At 71.2% G+C, this 16,944-nt stretch carries 13 protein-coding genes; 5 read left to right on the top strand and 8 right to left on the bottom strand.

Annotated elements, in window-relative coordinates:
- The first annotated feature begins 4 nt into the window (after positions 1 to 4).
- Positions 5 to 1,576, top strand: a complete 1,572-nt coding sequence (locus AC1DG4_RS08265; protein WP_477376793.1) for a dolichyl-phosphate-mannose--protein mannosyltransferase — start codon at positions 5 to 7, stop codon at positions 1,574 to 1,576.
- Between the two features lies 1 nt (position 1,577).
- Entirely contained in the window at positions 1,578 to 2,540 is a 963-nt protein-coding gene (gene corA, locus AC1DG4_RS08260; RefSeq protein WP_477376791.1) for a magnesium/cobalt transporter CorA, read from the top strand.
- A gap of 16 nt (positions 2,541 to 2,556) precedes the next feature.
- Here the strand turns inward: corA and AC1DG4_RS08255 are convergent, their stop codons facing one another.
- The 7 genes from AC1DG4_RS08255 to AC1DG4_RS08225 all read right to left on the bottom strand — a co-directional run bounded on the left by AC1DG4_RS08255 (position 2,557) and on the right by AC1DG4_RS08225 (position 9,652).
- Positions 2,557 to 3,030, bottom strand: coding sequence for an Lrp/AsnC family transcriptional regulator (locus tag AC1DG4_RS08255; RefSeq protein ID WP_477376789.1), 474 nt, complete (start codon positions 3,028 to 3,030; stop codon positions 2,557 to 2,559).
- A gap of 2 nt (positions 3,031 to 3,032) precedes the next feature.
- Positions 3,033 to 4,448: an amino acid permease gene (locus AC1DG4_RS08250; protein WP_477376788.1), complete on the bottom strand. Its 1,416-nt coding sequence runs from the start codon at positions 4,446 to 4,448 to the stop codon at positions 3,033 to 3,035.
- Positions 4,445 to 5,608 (bottom strand): histidinol-phosphate transaminase, encoded by a 1,164-nt coding sequence (locus AC1DG4_RS08245; RefSeq protein ID WP_477376786.1) that lies wholly within the window; start codon positions 5,606 to 5,608, stop codon positions 4,445 to 4,447. Before AC1DG4_RS08245 ends, AC1DG4_RS08250 begins: the two co-directional genes overlap by 4 nt.
- A gap of 216 nt (positions 5,609 to 5,824) precedes the next feature.
- Entirely contained in the window at positions 5,825 to 7,594 is a 1,770-nt protein-coding gene (locus AC1DG4_RS08240; RefSeq protein WP_477421175.1) for a thioredoxin domain-containing protein, read from the bottom strand.
- A gap of 28 nt (positions 7,595 to 7,622) precedes the next feature.
- Positions 7,623 to 8,096 (bottom strand): hypothetical protein, encoded by a 474-nt coding sequence (locus AC1DG4_RS08235; RefSeq protein ID WP_477376783.1) that lies wholly within the window; start codon positions 8,094 to 8,096, stop codon positions 7,623 to 7,625.
- 49 nt (positions 8,097 to 8,145) lie between these two features.
- Positions 8,146 to 8,982: an aldo/keto reductase gene (locus tag AC1DG4_RS08230; RefSeq protein ID WP_477376781.1), complete on the bottom strand. Its 837-nt coding sequence runs from the start codon at positions 8,980 to 8,982 to the stop codon at positions 8,146 to 8,148.
- Between the two features lie 70 nt (positions 8,983 to 9,052).
- A complete protein-coding gene (locus AC1DG4_RS08225) occupies positions 9,053 to 9,652 on the bottom strand; it encodes a TetR/AcrR family transcriptional regulator (protein ID WP_477376779.1) in 600 nt (199 codons plus the stop codon).
- Between the two features lie 104 nt (positions 9,653 to 9,756).
- On the opposite strand from AC1DG4_RS08225, the gene AC1DG4_RS08220 reads away from it, so the two are divergent.
- Complete coding sequence (locus AC1DG4_RS08220; protein ID WP_477376777.1) at positions 9,757 to 10,542, top strand: SDR family NAD(P)-dependent oxidoreductase; 786 nt, start codon at positions 9,757 to 9,759, stop codon at positions 10,540 to 10,542.
- Between the two features lie 77 nt (positions 10,543 to 10,619).
- On the opposite strand, the gene AC1DG4_RS08215 is transcribed toward AC1DG4_RS08220, so the two are convergent.
- Complete coding sequence (locus tag AC1DG4_RS08215; RefSeq protein WP_477376775.1) at positions 10,620 to 11,552, bottom strand: nucleoside hydrolase; 933 nt, start codon at positions 11,550 to 11,552, stop codon at positions 10,620 to 10,622.
- Positions 11,553 to 11,631: 79 nt separating this feature from the next.
- Between AC1DG4_RS08215 and hrpA the strand changes: the two genes are divergently transcribed.
- The gene (gene hrpA, locus AC1DG4_RS08210) at positions 11,632 to 15,738 is read left to right on the top strand and encodes an ATP-dependent RNA helicase HrpA (RefSeq protein WP_477421174.1); all 4,107 of its coding nucleotides are present in this window, start codon (positions 11,632 to 11,634) and stop codon (positions 15,736 to 15,738) included.
- Between the two features lie 197 nt (positions 15,739 to 15,935).
- Positions 15,936 to 16,883 carry a quinone oxidoreductase family protein gene (locus AC1DG4_RS08205; protein ID WP_477421173.1) on the top strand — a complete coding sequence of 316 codons (948 nt, stop codon included), beginning with the start codon at positions 15,936 to 15,938 and terminating at the stop codon, positions 16,881 to 16,883.
- Positions 16,884 to 16,944: the final 61 nt, after the last annotated feature.

Below are 16,944 nucleotides of genomic sequence, written 5' to 3'. Positions count from 1 at the left end.
GCGGGTGACCGCGCCTCTGCTGCCCGGCCTCGACGCTCGCATCGACGGCCGCCCCACCGCCTGGGAGCGACTGCGGGACGCCTGGCTCGGGGATCCGGCCCGGCTCCGGCTCGTGTCCTGGCTCGCGCCGACCCTCATCACCCTCCTCGCCGCGGTGCTGCGCATCGCGGGACTCGGGCATCCGCACACGATCGTGTTCGACGAGACGTACTACGTCAAGGACGCCTGGTCGCTGTGGGTGCAGGGATACGAGGGATCCTGGCGTACCGGCGCGAACGAGATGTTCGCGAAGGGCGATACGAGCGCGCTCGAGGACACCGCGGCGTTCGTGGTGCACCCTCCCCTCGGCAAGTGGCTGATCGCCCTCGGCATCGCCGGGTTCGGCCCGGGATCCAGCTTCGGCTGGCGCATCTCGACCGCGATCATCGGCACGCTCACCGTGCTCGTCGTCTACCTGCTCGCCAAGGCGCTCACCCGCTCGATCACGGTCGCGAGCATCGCCGGCCTGCTCATGGCCGTCGACGGGCTCGGCATCGTCCTGAGCCGGATCGGACTGCTGGACGGAATCCTCACCTTCTTCATCGTGCTCGGGATCCTGTTCCTTGTGTACGACCGGCGGCAGACGATGTCGCGGCTCGAGGACCGCGCATCCCACGAGCGCGGTGATGACCCGACGCTCTGGGGCCGCGTGTTCTGGCGCCGCCCGTGGGTGCTCGCCGCGGGCGTCGCCCTGGGCGCCGCGACCTCGGTGAAATGGTCCGGCGCATACGTGCTCGCCGCGGCCGGGATCTACCTCGTCGTGACCGACGCGCTCGCCCGCCGCCGCGCGGGGGTCGCGCTGTGGCCCACCGACGCCGTCCTCCGGCAGGGCCTCGCGAGCTTCGTCCTGCTCGTGCCGGTCGCCGCGGCCGTGTACGTCGCCTCCTGGAGCGGCTGGTTCCTCACCACGGGCGGCTACGACCGCAACATCACGGACAACGTCCTCACGTCGTGGTTCAAATACCACTCGGACATCCTGGCGTTCCACGTCGGGCTGACGTCGTCGCACCCCTATGCCAGCCCGGCGTGGCAATGGCCGCTGCTGATCCGTCCCACCGCGTTCTGGGTCGGCGGGCAGGACAAGCCCTGCTTCGGCACGGACCACTGCATCGGCACGATCACCTCGATCCCGAACCCGCTGATCTGGTACCTGGGCGTCGCGGCCGCGGTCTACCTGCTCGTGCGCTTCGTGCGCGGACTGGTGCTGCGCTCGCCCATGCCGTGGAGCTACGCGATCCCCCTGGTGGGACTCGCAGCGACATACCTGCCCTGGCTGGCGTTCCCCGAGCGCACGATCTTCCAGTTCTACACGGTGGTGATGGCGCCGTTCCTGATCCTCGCGCTCGCGCTCGCGCTGCGCGACATCGCAGGGCGGCGAAGCGATCCGCGGCACCGGCGGCAGTCCGGGCAGCGCACCGTGGCGGTCATCCTGGTGCTGATCGTCCTGCTGAGCGCGTTCTTCTACCCGCTCTGGATCGGCCTGCCCGTGCCGTGGTGGTTCTGGCAGGCGCACAACTGGATGATCACCTGGATCTGACATGCGCATCCTCGACTCCATCGACGAATCCCTGATCGCGCAGCTGCGAGGGCAGGGCGAGTTCTTCTGGCTCGATCTGGTCTCCCCGACCGCGGAGGAGATCCAGCGGCTCGGCACCCTGCTCGGCTGGCATCCGCTCTCGATCGAGGACACCCAGCGCATGGGGCAGCGCCCCAAGCTCGACGTCTACGGCGAGGGGGCGCTCCTCGTGCTGCAGGCCGCCGTCGAGCGGCACCCCGAGGACGAGAACGACCACCCGCTGGAGGAGGTGCACTGCCACCTCAGCGGCGAGTTCATCGTCACGGTGCACGGAGAGCGCTTCCAGGACCTGCGCCAGGTGCGCACGCTGCTGCAGAACTCCACGGCGCCCAAGACCGAGCGTTACTACGTCTACAAGATCATCGACGTGATCGTGGACAGCTACTTCCCGATCCTCAGCGATCTCGACGAAGAGATCAACAGTCTCGAGGACGCGATCGTCGCCGGCGGCGGAAGCAAGGCGCTGCAGCAGACCTTCGGCCTCAAGCGCCTGCTGCTGAAGCTGCGCAGGGCTGTCGTCCCGATGCGCGATCTGTTCGCCCGGCAGGCCGAGGTCATCACGGATCTGGCGGGGCTGGAGGCCGACAGCCACGACTACTTCCGCGACATCTACGACCACCTGATCCGGATCACGGACGAGATCGACGGCTATCACGAGATGGTGTCCGGATGCACCGACCTCTATCTCTCCACGGTCGCGAACCGGCAGGGCGAGACGTCGAAGCAGCTCGCCATCATCGCGTCGATCTTCCTGCCGCTGAGCTTCCTCACGGGCTTCTTCGGCATGAACTTCGACTGGTCGATCGCGCACGTGCTGTCCGGCCCGTGGTCGTTCTTCCTGCTCGGCATCGGATCCATGGTGATCTCGGGCGCGATCATGTGGTGGTGGTTCCGGCGCAAGGGCTGGACCGGGAACGACGAGTAGTAGGCCGACGCAGGGCTCAGCCCCGGGCCGCGTGCTCCACGAGCGGCAGCACCCGTCCGTTGAGGTGCGTGCGCATCGCGATCGAGCTCGCCGTGCGCGCCACGCCGGGCACCAGCGCGATCCGGTCGAGAACCTCCTGCAGCTGTTCGGCGCTGTGCGCGACGAGGCGCAGTTGCATGTCGCTCGCCCCGGTGACCGTGTACATGTCCACGACCTCGGGGATCGCCGACGCCAGCGCCTCCGCGACCTCGTCGTGCCCGACCTTCTGGTCGATCTCCACCTGGCAGAACGCGGTGAGCGCGTATCCGAACCCTCGCGGGTCGATGCGCGGCACGATGCCCTCGATCACACCGTTCTCGTGCAGCCGCGCGAGACGGCTGGTGACGGTGCCGCGGGCCACGCCCAGTCGCCGTGCGCATTCCAGCACGGGCAGCTGCGGTGCGTCCGTGAGCAGCCGGATCAGGGCCGCGTCGAGGGCATCGATGCGCATCGTCAGCTCCGGAACACCTCGTCGGCGGAGTCCTTGAGAACTCCGGGACGAGCCAGGCCGCGGGTGAGGCGCGCCAGCACGAGCAGCAGCGCGGTGAGCCCGATCGTGAGCAGGAGCTGCGTGCGCGCCCCGGCATCGAACATCGTGAGCACGATCACGGCGGCCAGCAGCACGAGCGTGACGATCGAGAGCCACGGGAAGCCCCACATGCGCATCGGCAGCGGCGTGCCGTCGGCGTCGGCGCGCCGACGCAGGATGAACTGCGCGAGCGCGGTGGCCGTCCACATGATCAGCAGGGTGGATCCGACCACGTTCAGCAGCGCAGGCAGCACCTGGTTCGGGAACATCCAGTTCAGGATCACCGTCACGAACCCGAAGGCGACAGAGCTCAGCACGGCGACGCGGGGCACTCCGGCGGCGCTCGTGCGGGTGAGCGCGAGCGGGGCGAGACCGCGCTCGCCGAGCGAGAACGCCATGCGCGAGGCGCCGTAGATGTTCGCGTTCATGGCCGACAGCAGCGCCACGATGACGATGAGGTCCATCACGAGCCCCACACCGGGGATCTTGAGCGTGTCCAGCACCGCGGAGAAGGGCCCGGCCAGCACCGACTCGGAGTTCCACGGCAGCACCGCGACGATCACGAAGATGGATCCGACGTAGAACACCAGGATCCGCACCATCACCTGACGAACGATCCGGCTGATGTTGCGCGACGGGTCGTCCGACTCGGCCGCCGCGATCGCGACGACCTCGGTGCCGCCGAATGCGAAGACGACGATCAGCAGCGCTCCCGCGATGCCCGCGATGCCGGTCGGGGCGAAGCCGCCCTGGTCGACGAGGTTGCCCACCCCGGTGGCCGCGTGGCCCGGGATCAGGCCGACGATCGCGAGCACGCCGACGACGAGGAACGCGATGATCGCGGCGACCTTGATCGCGGCGAACCAGAACTCGAACCGGCCGTAGTTGCGCACGCCCAGCAGGTTCACGACGGTGAGGGCGAGCACGAACAGCAGCACCCATGCCCATTCGGGAAGTCCAGGGAAACGGTGCGCGACGATGCCGGCGGCTCCCGTGGCCTCGGCGGCGATCACGACGACGAGCTGGATCCAGTACAGCCAGCCGACCGCGCTGCCGACGCTGCGGCCCATGGCCTTCTGCGCATAGGAGCTGAATGCACCGGAGGACGGGTTGGCGGCGACCATCTCGGCGAGCATCGCCATGACGAGCACGACGATGGTGCCGGCCACGAGGTAGGACACGATCACGGCAGGTCCTGCGATGCCGATCGCCTGACCGGAGCCGACGAACAGGCCGGCGCCGATCGCACCGCCGAGCCCCATCATGGAGATCTGCCGGCGGGTGAGCCCGGGCTGCAGGCCCTTCGTGGTGGTCGTGGTCAGGGGAACTTCGATGGTCATGCGGTCGCCTCCTCGCGAACGGCAGCGGTGGGATGAGCGGAGCTCGGGGTCGCGCCGGCGTCGAGGGCCGCCGCGACGCGGTCGATGTCCTCGGCGGATCCGGCGGAGATCCGCACGCCCTCGCCGGGGAAGGTCCGTGCGACGACGGCGCCGTCGTGCAGAAGCCCGTCGAGCTCGACCGAGCGCTCCCCCGCCGGAACCCAGACGAAGTTCGCCTCGGAGGGCACGGCGGGCCAGCCCGCGGCGATGAGCACGTCGCGCAGGCGGTCGCGCTGCACCGTGACCTCGGCGATGCGCGCGGCGAGCTCGTCCTGCGCATCGAGGGATGCGACCGCGGCGGCCTGGGCCAGGTCGGTGACGCCGAAGGGCACGGCGACCTTGCGCTGGGCCGCGGCGATCTCGGCGGGCGCGATGGCGTAGCCGATCCGCAGGCCCGCGAGTCCGTAGGCCTTGGAGAACGTGTGCAGCACGGCCACGTGCGGGTAGCGGCGGAACAACTCCAGGCCCGCGCCGCGCTCCGGGTCGGTCGCCCCCTGCGCCTCGGCGAAGTAGGGCGAGCCGTCGAAGTGCACGTAGGCCTCGTCGATCACGACGAGCACGTCGCGCGGCACCGCGGCCACGAAGCGCTCGAGCTCCTCCGGCCCCACGACCGTGCCGGTGGGGTTGTTCGGGTTGCACACGAAGATCAGGCGGGTGCGCTCGGTGACGGCGGCGAGCATCGCATCGAGGTCGTGCCGGTGCTCGGCGTCGAGCGGCACCATCACCGGGGTCGCGCCGGCGATGCGCACGAGGGACGGATAGGCCTCGAAGGAGCGCCAGGCGAACATGACCTCGTCGCCCTCTCCCGCCATCGCGTGGATGAGCTGCGAGGCGAGCTCGACGGATCCTGCGCCGACGGTGACGAGCGCGGGGTCGACGCCGTAGCGCTCGGCGAGGCGGCCGATGATCTCGGGCGCCGCCATCTGCGGGTAGCGGTGGATGGATCCGAGCCGGTCGGCGACCGCCGAGACCACGGACGGCAGCGGCGGGTGCGGGGACTCGTTCGAGGAGAGCTTCGACGCGCCGTCCGGAGCCGAGCGCCCCTGCCTGTAGGCCGGCACGGCATCCAGGCGCGCATTGGTCGGCGGAGTGGCCGGGGGCGGGGTGACAGGGAGGGTCATCGTCGAGGCGTCCTTGCTGCGGTTCGTTCGGGCCGGGTGGAGACGGCGCGTCGTGCGGCAGGGCCGAAGCGGCGACGTCGCCGGGGATCCGGCCACTGTATCCACGGCCCAGTTCGCTGGACAAACGGTTCAGCGACAACTGCGCATGTCGCACAGCCTGCCGGACATCCGCCCAATCTGCCTGGTCAGAATGTACAGCAGTCCCGGATCCGGTGGTCAGCGCGCGATCGGGATGAGCGCGGGATCCGACACCGGCAGCAGACAGACGAAGCCCCGGCAGTCGTGCACGACGCCGTCGACGCCGTCGCGCTCCTGGAAGAGCGTGAAGCCGGCCTCGGCGAAAGCCCGCACCTGCTCCGGGCTCAGCACCGCGATCAGATCGGCGTCGGCGGCGCGGGCGGCGATCGCGAGCGGCCCGCGCGGTTCGGAGGTCACGGCGACGATCTGCCGCGGCGGGCGGGCGAGCGCCGCCGCGGCGCGCAGCAGCGCACCGGATCCGAACGGGTGGCGCAGCGCCTGAGCCGCGCGCGCCGCGACGAGGGCGGCGGCGCGCTCGCGATGCWCCTCCCCCGCCCCGAGCCGCCACGCGGTGAGTTCTGCGGCCGCCCGTGCGGATGCACCGGACGGAAGGTCTCCGTCACCGCCGTCGGCGGCCGCGGGAATCGCGTATGCGGCGAGCACTGGGTCGGCGGCCGCATCGGCCTCGAGCACCTCGAGTGCGCGCGTCGCCCAGCGTGCCTCCCCCGTCGCCAGGGCGAGGGCGAACAGCCCGTCCGCGAGAAGGCCGAGGTCGGCGTCCGTGGCGACGGCCGCCGAGGCCGAGCCGTCGAGCGAGGTGCGCACGAGGCGCCCCGCCGCATCGCGGTTCACGACCAGCACGGTCTCCGCGGCGCGGACCGCGGCGTCGATCCAGGCCTGCTCGCCGAGCACCGCGCCGGCGCGCGCGAGGGCACCGATCGCGAGCCCGTTCCAGCCCGTGATGACCTTGCCGTCGACGGCCGGCGGCTGCAGGCCTGCCCGTGCGGCCACCGCGCGGCGGTAGTAGCCGCCCTCGCTGCGCTGCCCGTCGATCACGGACTCGGAGTCCTGCGCGGCGCCGAATCCGCCATCGGGGCGCTGCAGCACGGTGATCAGGAACTGCGCGATGCCGCGCGCCACATCAGCGCGCTCCGCATCGATCGCCACGTCGAGCAGCTGCGCGTTGTCGATGAGCATGCGCTCGTAGTGCGGCACGGACCAGTCCTGCTGCGTGGCGTATCGGAAGAAGCCGCCGTCCTCGTCGCGCAGCTCGGATGCGGCCATCGCGTCGAGTGCCCGCGCCACGACGTCGGTGCGCCCTTCCGCCTGCAGGAATCGCAGGGTCGTGGCGACGGGGAACTTCGGCGCGGTGCCGAAGCCGCCGTACCGTCGGTCCTCCCGGCCGACGACCTCGTCCGCGGCCGCGGCGAGCGCGGCCTCATCGGGCAGAGGGGAGGGATCCGCCGCGTCCGAGGACTCCAGGGCGTCGGCCACCGCGCCGGCGAGATCCTCGACCTCTGTGCGACGGTCGGTCCACGCCTCGCGGACAGCGGCGAGCACGGTGCCGAACGCCGGCATCTGCCCTCGCGCCACGGGCGGGAAGTACGTGCCGGCATGGAAGGCCCGCCCGGACGGCGTCGCGAAGACGGTGAGCGGCCAGCCCAGATCGCGTGTGAACGCCGAGGCCGCCGCCAGGTACGCGGCGTCGACCTCGGGATGCTCCTCCCGGTCGACCTTGATCGACACGAAACCGCGGTTCAGCCCCTCGGCCGTGACCGGATCCTGGAACGACTCCCGCGCCATGACGTGGCACCAGTGGCAGGTGGAGTACCCGATCGAGATCATCACCGGCACGTCCCTGCGGCGCGCCTCGGCGAACGCCTCCTCGCCCCAGGGATACCAGTCCACGGGGTTGTCGGCGTGCGCGCGCAGGTAGGGGCTGCCGGTGCCGGCGAGGCGATTGCTCATGGCTTCACGCTACGCCGGGCGGGACCGGTCAGCGCGGCCTGTCGGACGTCCCGGCACGGCCGCGGATCGCCCTGATCGCAGCCCGGGCGATCTCGCACAGCGCGCTGAGCACGAGCACGCCGAGCCCGATCCAGATCGCGCGGCCGGGCGCGTCCGTGGTCAGCGTGGTCGCGATCGACTGCTGCGGCAGGAAGATGAGGCCCATCAGCGTCACGAGCAGGAAGCAGAGCGCGAAGGCGATGGCCGGGGCGATGAGCGCGCGCAGCGCGATCCCCCACCAGGGCCCGGGGGCGCGAGCGAGACGCCAGGCCAGGACCGCGCCACCGACCAACGAGAACGCGAGCCAGCCGTAGTTCATCGTGCTGAATCCGTTGATGCCGATGAAGTCGAAGCGGCGCATCACGCCGAAGGCCAGGACGACGATGGCCGCAGCGATGAGCGAGGTCCACCACGGCCACAGCCGCAGCACTCCGCGTGCGGGTGCCGGATCCGAAGGGCTCATCCCGATATTCTGGCTCCTTCGTCCGCTCGGCGCGACAGGGGGCTGCCGTTCAGTTGACCTCGTCCGGGTGCGAGGCCACGCGACCGGAGCCGTCTCCCGGATCGAGGGCCGAGATCGCGGCGAACTCGACGTCGCTCAGGGCGAAGTCGAACACGTCGAGGTTCTCCCGCAGGCGCTCGGCGCGCACCGACTTCGGGAAGACGATGTTGCCCTTCTGCAGGTGCCAGCGCAGCACGACCTGCGCGGGGCTCTTGCCGTGCGCTGCTGCGGCGTCCGCGATGGCCGGAATCCCGAACAGGTCGTACTTGCCCTGACCGAGCGGACCCCAGGCCTCGATCTTCACGTCGTGGTCGCGCGCCCAGGAGCCGACGTCGCGCTGCTGGTAGGCCGGGTGCAGCTCGATCTGGTCGACCGCGGGGGTGACGCCGGTCTCGGCGACGACGCGCTCCAGGTGCGGCACGAGGAAGTTCGAGACGCCGGCCGAACGGGCGAGACCCCGGTCGCGGATCTCGACGACCTTCTCCCAGGCGTGCACGTAGTTGTCCTTGGCGGGGGTCGGCCAGTGCACGAGGTACAGGTCGACGTGGTCGAGGCCGAGCTTCTCCAGGCTCTCCGCGATCGCCGCATCGGGGGCGTCGCCATCGTGACGGTCGTTCCAGAGCTTGGTGGTCACGAACAGCTCGTCGCGCGGGATGCCACTCTTCGCGATCGCCGCTCCGACGCCCGCCTCGTTGCCGTAGATCGCCGCCGTGTCGATGTGGCGGTACCCGATCTCGAGGGCTTCACTGACCGTGCGCTCGGTGTCGGCCGGGTCGACCTTGAAGACTCCGTAGCCGAGCTGAGGGATCGTGTGGCCGTCGTTGAGGAGGATTCCGGGGATCGTCATGGCTCCAGCCTAGGTTCCCGCACGGGACCGCGGGCCGGAGCCTTCGTGCTGATCCGTGCGGGACAAGCGCTCAGCGCCTCGGCGCAAGCGCCGCATACGCGCGGGCGGCGAGCGCCGCCGGGGATCCGCTTCCGCGCACCCCTGCCGTCGACTGTGACCACTCCTCCAGCCCGATCCGGATCGCCTCGGTCGCCGCCGCCGCGAGCACGCGCGCAGCGAGCCGGTCGCGCTCGCCGCGTTCGGAGATGAGTGCGACGAGGCGCTCCTCGGATTCGTGGTTCACCCGGTGCCACACCGCCCTGAGCTCCCGGTCCTCGGCGAGCGCGCGCAGCAGCGGGCGCATCCGGGCGAGGCCCTCGGTGTCCTCGGGCGTCTCCGGGGTGAGCTGCGCGGCGAGCACGGCGGGGATCGCGATTGCGGGCTCCTCCTCGGCCTCCCCGAGCGCGGCCTGCCAGCGCGCCGCGCCGATCTCGAGCACCGGGGCGACCGCATCCTCCTTCGTCGGGAAGTAGCGGTAGAACGTGCGCAGCGAGACCCCGGAGGCTTCAGCGATCTCGGCCGCCGTCACCTGGGCGACGCCGCGCTCGGAGAACAGACGTGCCGCCTCCGTCGCGATCTCGCCGGCGGTCGCCGCCTTGCGGCGCGACATGAGTCCGGTGCGGTTCTGCATGATCCGAGAGTACGGGAATATCTTCCGTTTCATGGTGTTGTGTGTCAATATGACACGTTGTGCCACTTCGGCACAACAGGACTCCACAGGAAGAAGGATTCGACATGAACCGCTATGAAGGTCGCCGCGCTCTGGTCACCGGCGGCGGATCCGGCATCGGTCAGGCCACCGTGCTGCGCATGCTCGCCGAAGGCGGGCACGTCGTGGCGGCGGACGTGAGTGCCGCCGGTCTCGCGGACACCGTCGCGAAGGCGGGAGACGCCGCCGATCGCCTCACCGCGATCGAGGTCAACATCGGCGACGAGGCCTCCGTGAAGGCGGGCGTCGCCGCCGCGGTCGAGGCCCTCGGCGGCCTGGACGTGCTCGTGAACGCCGCGGGCATCCTTCGTTCCTCGCACACTGCCGAGACCACGCTCGACCAGTTCCAGCAGGTCATCCAGGTGAACCTCGTCGGCACCTTCCTGATGATCCGCGAGGCGATCCCCGCGCTGCTCGCGGGCAGCGACGCCGCCGTGGTGAACTTCAGCTCCACCTCCGCGATGTTCGCGCACCCGTACATGGCCGCCTACGCGGCGAGCAAGGGCGGCGTGCAGTCGATGACCCACGCGCTGGCGGCGGAGTACGCCAAGCAGGGCATCCGCTTCACCGCCGTGCAGCCGGGGTCGATCTCCTCGGGGATGACCGACGGATCCGGCCAGAGCGGGCAGAGCCGGGGGCCCGGTCTTCCGGAGGACGCCGACATGAGCCTGTTCATGAAGCTCGCCCCGGCCATCGGCCAGGGCTTCGCCGGCCCCGAGTCCGTGGCCGGCGTGGTCGCGATGCTCGCGAGCGCCGACGGCGCCTTCATCACCGGCACCGAGGTGCGCATCGACGGCGGTACGCACTTCTGATCCGCGGGCGTCTGACCCGCGGGTCGGCCGGCTAGTCCGCGGGTCGGTCGGCTGACCCGTGAGGCGGCCGGCGCTTCTCAGGCGAGGGTGCCGACCGCCTCTTCGATGAGCGCCCAGAACCGGTCGACGTCGAGATCGATCGCGATCGTCGCGTTGGGCGCGGTGCCGAGAACGCCGAGGAGGTCCACGCTCGTGGCACCGCGCGTGAAGACGCCCTCCGTCTCGACGTCGAGCCGCGCGCGCACGGTCGTGGCCACAGACGGATCGATGAGCATCGCGACCGTGATCGGATCGTGCAGCGGACCGTCCGGCATGTGCTCTGCGACCTCGTAGGTGGCGCAGAAGAACTCGAGCAGTTCCGCCCCGAACACCGCCGTGCGCGTGCCGATGCGGCGGATCCGCTCCCGCACCTCGCGTGTGATCAGCGCCTGGTGCGAGATGTTCAGCCCGACCATCGTGAAGTCCACCCCGCTGTCCAGCACGAGGGCGATCGCCTCGGGGTCGGTCCAGGCGTTGAGCTCCGCGTAGGGGGTCGCGTTGCCGCGACCGGTCGACCCGCCCATCCAGACTACGCGGGCGATGCGCGGCAGCAGGTCGGCATGATCGCGGACCAGCAGGCCGACGTTGGTGAGCGGCCCCGTGGCGACGATCGTCACCGGCTCTGCGGACTCCTCGAGCACCGCCCTCATGAGGGTCAGCGCGTGACGAGGATCCTCCGGGACGGTCGGATCCGGAAGTTCCGGGCCGCCGAGCGCGTTGGCGCCGTGGATCTGCTCCGCAGGATGCAGCCGGCCATGGATCGGCCCTGCCGCGCCTGCGGCGATCGGCACGCCCTCGATCCCCGCGACCGTGCAGGCGATGCGGGCGTTGCGCGTGGTGAACTCCAGCAGTCCGTTGCCGCCCACGGTGGTGAGGGCACGCAGGTCGATCGCGGGGTTCGCGGCGGCGAGCCAGATCGCGAAGACGTCGTCGTGGCCGGGATCGCAGTCGAGGATGACGGGTGTGCTCATGATGCCCTCAGTATCGCGGCTCGTCAGGACGTGGTGAAGCCTCGCTGCGGGCTCCTCCGCCGCGATAGGCTGGAGGGCTATGTCTGCGCCCGTGATCTCCTACCCGCCGGAACTCCCGGTCAGTGCCGCGCGCGACGAGATCGCCGCGGCGATCCGCGACCATCAGGTGGTCGTCGTCGCCGGCGCGACCGGATCCGGCAAGACCACGCAGCTTCCGAAGATCCTGCTCGAGCTCGGCCTGGAGCGCATCGCGCACACCCAGCCGCGTCGGCTCGCGGCCCGCACGATCGCCGAGCGCGTGGCCGAGGAGCTGCGCGTGCCCCTCGGCGGACTCGTCGGCTACAAGGTGCGCTTCACCGACCAGGTGTCGGACGAGACCCGGATCGCGCTCATGACCGACGGCATCCTGCTCAACGAGATCCATCGCGACCGGCTGCTGCGCCGCTACGACGCCATCATCATCGACGAGGCGCACGAGCGCTCCCTCAACGTCGACTTCCTCCTCGGGTACCTGCACCGGATCCTCCCCGAGCGCCCCGACCTCAAGGTGGTCATCACYTCGGCGACGATCGACCCGCACAGCTTCGCGAAGCACTTCGCGGACGCGGACRGTGATCCCGCGCCCGTGATCGAGGTGTCAGGGCGCACCTATCCCGTCGAAATTCGATACCGGCCCCTCGTCGATCCGTCTCGAACTCAGTCGGAGGGTGCGAATCCGGCCTCCATCGCCCCGAAAGGCCCGAATCGACTGAGTTCGGCACGCCGTGGCGCCGACACCGACCCTGAGGACGAGGTCTCCGCGATCGTCACGGCGCTGCGGGAGCTCGACCGGGAGGAGCGCGGCGACGTGCTGGTGTTCCTGCCGGGCGAGGCCGAGATCCGGGATGCCGCCGACGCGATCCGCGGCGCCTACCGCTCGCAGACGGCACCGGTCGAGGTGCTGCCGCTGTACGGACGCCTCTCGGCCGCCGAGCAGCACCGGGTGTTCGAGCCCTCGACCGTGGCGGGGCTGCGGCGCCGGGTGATCCTCGCGACGAACGTCGCCGAGACGAGCCTCACCGTGCCGGGTATCAAGTACGTGGTCGACACGGGCACGGCCCGCATCTCGCGCTACAGCAACCGCTCGAAGGTGCAGCAGCTGCCGATCGAAGCGGTCTCGCAGGCGTCCGCGAATCAGCGCTCCGGGCGCGCCGGCCGCACGAGCGCCGGCATCGCGATCCGCCTCTACGGCGAGGACGACTTCGAGAAGCGGCCGGAGTACACCGAGCCCGAGATCCTGCGCACTTCGCTCGCGTCGGTCGTGCTGCAGATGCTGAGCCTGGGCTTCGGCGACATCGCGGAGTTCCCGTTCCTCACTCCCCCGGGTTCGCGCGACGTGCGCTCGGCGATCGAGCTGCTGGTGGAACTCGGCGCGGTCCACACCGCCCGCCCTGCGGCGGGGGGCGGTACCGAACCCCCGCGACTCACGCGGATCGGGCGCGACATCGCGCGCATGCCGATCGACCCGCGGTTCGCCCGCATGCTCGTCGAGGCGAGCCGCCCTTCGACGGGCTCAGGGACCGGCTCGGGGGCCGGGACAAACTCAGGGACCGGCTCGGGGGCCGGAGTCATCGGGCCGGTTCTCGCGATCGTGGCGGGCCTGTCGATCCAGGACGTGCGCGAGCGCCCCTCGGCCGATGCGCCGCAGGGAGTGCGCGACGAGGCGGAGCGGATGCACGCGCGGTTCGCGGATCCGACCAGCGACTTCCTTTCGATCCTGAATCTGTGGAACCACCTGCGGGAGCAGCAGAAGCAGCTCGGATCCAGTGCGTTCCGCCGGCTCTGCCGCTCGGAGCACCTGAACTACGTGCGGGTGCGCGAGTGGTTCGATGTGCACCGCCAGCTGCGGACGCTCGTGAAGACGGGCCGCGACGCCTCGACGGAGACCGCCGATCCGGACGCGGTGCACCGCGCCCTGCTCGCGGGACTCCTCAGCCAGATCGGGATCCTCGACGAGCGCAATCTGACCAAGGGTCCACCGACGAAGGGCGGACAGAAGGATCCGAAGCGCCGCATCACCGAGTACCGCGGCGCCCGCGGGATCCGGTTCTCGCTCTTCCCCGGCTCCGCGCTGCGCCCTTCGAAGGCCTCAGGGACCGGGGCGCCGCGCGCCGTCATGGCGGCGGAGATCGTGGAGACCTCCCGCACGTTCGCGCGCACGGCCGCCGCGATCGACCCGGCCTGGGCGGAGGCGCTCGCCGGAGATCTCGCCAAGCGGCAGATCTCCGAGCCGCACTGGTCCAAGGAGTCCGGGGCCGCCGTCGCGTTCGAGAAGGTGACGTTGTTCGGCGTGGAGATCGTGGCGCGCCGGCGCGTGCAGTTCGCCCGCATCGATCGGCCCGCCGCGCGCGAGCTCTTCCTGCGGCACGCCCTCGTCGAGGGCGAGTGGGATCCGAGCCGCATCGACAAGCGCGTCTCCGCGTTCTGGCGCAGCAACGCCGAGCTGCGCCGCCGTCTGGAGAAGCTCGAGGAGCGCGAGCGCCGCCGCGACATCCTCGTCGGCGACGAGGCCGTGTTCCGGTTCTACGACGAGCGGATCCCGAACGACGTATTCGACGTGCGCTCGTTCGAGGCGTGGTGGCGCGAGGCTCTCACGGCGACCCCGAAGCTGCTCGTGATGCGCGAGGTCGACCTGGTCGACGATGCCGACCGCGCCGATCAGCAGGACTTCCCCACGCGCTGGACGCAGGCGGATCAGGTGCTCGGACTCGCCTACCGCTTCGAGCCGGGAGCCGCGGACGACGGCGTGAGCGTCGTCATCCCGCTCGCTCTGCTGCAGCAGGTGCGGGACACCGGATTCGACTGGCAGGTTCCTGGTCTGCGCGCAGAGCTCGTGACCGCGCTGCTGCGGGCACTGCCGAAGGCGATCCGCCGGCACGTGGTCCCCGCTGCGGATTGGGCGGAGACCTTCGGCGCCGAGCTGGCCCTCGAGGGGCCGGAGTCGCATCAGGGCCTTCCCTCGCGGAGCCTGCGCGAGGCTCTCGCGCGGCTCATCCAGCCGCTCGCGAATCAGCCGATGTCCGCGGCGGACTTCGACATGGAGCGCGTGTCCGCGCACCTGCGGATGAACTTCCGTGCGGTCGACGAGCGCGGGCGCGTGGTCGGGGCGGGGCGGGATCTGACCGTGCTGCAGCAGGAGCTCGCCGACCGGTCCCGCGCGAGCGTGGCCCGCTCGATCGAGCGCGGCCCGGAACCTGCCCGCCCAGGGCGCGGGCGCGGTGCCGCGGCCGTCGCGGCGGCCTCCCCCTCTGCCCCGGCCGAGCGCGACGGCATCACGACCTGGGACCTCGGCGAGCTTCCGGAGGTGCTCGACACCCGGGTGGCCGGCGGCGTGGTGCGCGGCTATCCCGCCCTCGTCGACCAGGGCAAGTCCGTCGCCCTGCGGGTAGAGGCGACCGCCGACGCGGCGCTCGCCGCGAGCCGCGACGGCGTGCTGCGGCTGGTGCTCCTCGGGATCCCCTCGCCCGCGTCCTATGTGCAGCAGCACCTGACGAGCCAGGAGAAGCTCGCGCTCGCCGCCTCCCCCTACCCGAATGTCGCCGCTCTCATCGAAGATGCGCGCGCGGCGGTGGCGCGAGCGGCGATCGACCGGTTGACCGGCCCCTCGACGAGCTCTGCGACCGTGGGGATCGTGCGCACCGAGGCGGAGTTCGCCCGCGTGCGGGACGGCGTCTCCGCGATCGTCGTGGACGAGCTGTTCGCGCTCGTGTCGCTCGCCGCCAAGATCCTCACGAAGGCCCGCGAGGTCGAGCGCGGAATGAAGGCTCAGAACTCGCTCGCGCTGCTCGGGCCGCTGGGCGACATCCGCGGCCAGCTCGCGGGCCTGCTGCCGAACGGCTTCATCTCGAGCGCAGGCGCCGAGCGCCTGACCCAGTTCCCGCGCTACCTGGACGGCATCCTGGATCGGCTGCGCACCCTCGCGGACGCTCCGGGCAAGGACCGCGCCAGGCAGAGCGAGTACGAGCGCATGTCCCGGGCCTACGCCGATGCCGGAGGCACGATCCCGCTGCCCCTCGGATCCGCGCCCCGGCTCGTCGAGGTGCGCTGGCTGCTCGAGGAGTACCGCGTGAGCCTGTTCGCCCAGCGCCTGGGCACCGCCCAGCCGGTCTCCCCGCAGCGCATCATGAAGGCCCTCGCCGAGAAGTGAGCCCGGCGGGGCCTCTGGCTCTGCTGCTGCTCGGCACCCCGTGTCCCACTTTCGGCACCTCCGTGTCCCACTTTCGGTGCCACCATGTCCCACTTTCGGCTCCGAAACACCGGGTCCAAAGCCAAAACCGGGACACGGTCCTCCCGCACCCGCACTCACCCGCCCCAGGCGCCCCGGACCCGACGTAGCCTGGAGCCATGGCTCAGGCGATCGTGCAGACCGAGACCGGCGGACCCGAGGTCCTCACCCTCGTGGAGGTGCCGGATCCGATCCCCGCGGCCGGGGAAGTCGTCGTGCGCATCGAGGCGGCCGGGGTCAACCCGATCGATGCCAAGCAGCGCAGCGGCTTGCGCCCGCTGCCCCCGATCGTGGAGCCCCGGCACCAAGGCTTCGACGGTGCGGGCGTCGTGACCGCCCTCGGCTCCGGTGTCGATGACCTGCGGATCGGCGATCGCGTCGCCATCCGCGACACCCGCGGCACCTATGCGACAGCGCTCGCGGTGCCGGCCGCACACGCCTCGGTGATGCCGGACGAGGTCGATGCCGCCCAGGGCGCGGCGCTCGGGATCCCCGCCGGCACCGCCTACCAGTCGCTGCGCTCGCTCGGCGTCAGGGACGGCGACCTGCTGCTCCTGCACGCCGGATCCGGAGCGTCCGGCCAGGCCGCGATCCAGTTCGCCGTGGCATGGGGCGCCGATGTCATCGCCACCGGCGGAGCGTCGTCGCAGGCGCGCCTGCGCGAGCTGGGCGCGATCCCCGTCGTCTACGGCGAGGGCTTGGAGCAGCGGATCCGCGACGCCGCAGGCGATCGTGAGGTCACCGTGGCCCTCGACGGCGYCGGCACGGACGAGGCCATCGCGGCCTCGCTGGCCCTCGTCGCCGACCGCGACCGGATCGCCACGATCGTGCGCGGACCGGACGCGGCATCGTTCGGCATCCGTGCGTTCAGCGGCGGCAGCCCGGTCCCCCTCACGGCGCAGGAGCTCGCCTGGCGCGCCGAGGCCGTGCCGGTGGCGCTCGGGCTCATCGCCGAGGGCCGCTTCTCGATCGAGTTCGGCCCCGAGCTGCCGCTCGCCGACGCCGCCGAGGCGCACCGCCTCATCGAGACGCACGCCGCGCGCGGCAAGATCGTGCTGCGCCCCTGATCCCACCGGATCCGCAACAGACGGAAACATCCCTGCGGATCAGGCCCGCGCGCCCGAGGAT

The organism is Microbacterium sp. 05N427 (assembly GCF_056397105.1).
This window is presented reverse-complemented; position numbering and strand designations above follow the sequence as displayed.

Coding starts and splice junctions, on each gene's coding strand:
- AC1DG4_RS08250 (WP_477376788.1), bottom strand. CDS start 4,448: ATGACCATCGAAGTTCCCCTGACCACGACCACCACGAAGGGCCTGCAG.
- AC1DG4_RS08220 (WP_477376777.1), top strand. CDS start 9,757: ATGAACCGCTATGAAGGTCGCCGCGCTCTGGTCACCGGCGGCGGATCC.
- AC1DG4_RS08255 (WP_477376789.1), bottom strand. CDS start 3,030: ATGCGCATCGATGCCCTCGACGCGGCCCTGATCCGGCTGCTCACGGAC.
- AC1DG4_RS08225 (WP_477376779.1), bottom strand. CDS start 9,652: ATGCAGAACCGCACCGGACTCATGTCGCGCCGCAAGGCGGCGACCGCC.
- AC1DG4_RS08245 (WP_477376786.1), bottom strand. CDS start 5,608: ATGACCCTCCCTGTCACCCCGCCCCCGGCCACTCCGCCGACCAATGCG.
- corA (WP_477376791.1), top strand. CDS start 1,578: ATGCGCATCCTCGACTCCATCGACGAATCCCTGATCGCGCAGCTGCGA.
- AC1DG4_RS08235 (WP_477376783.1), bottom strand. CDS start 8,096: ATGAGCCCTTCGGATCCGGCACCCGCACGCGGAGTGCTGCGGCTGTGG.
- AC1DG4_RS08215 (WP_477376775.1), bottom strand. CDS start 11,552: ATGAGCACACCCGTCATCCTCGACTGCGATCCCGGCCACGACGACGTC.
- AC1DG4_RS08230 (WP_477376781.1), bottom strand. CDS start 8,982: ATGACGATCCCCGGAATCCTCCTCAACGACGGCCACACGATCCCTCAG.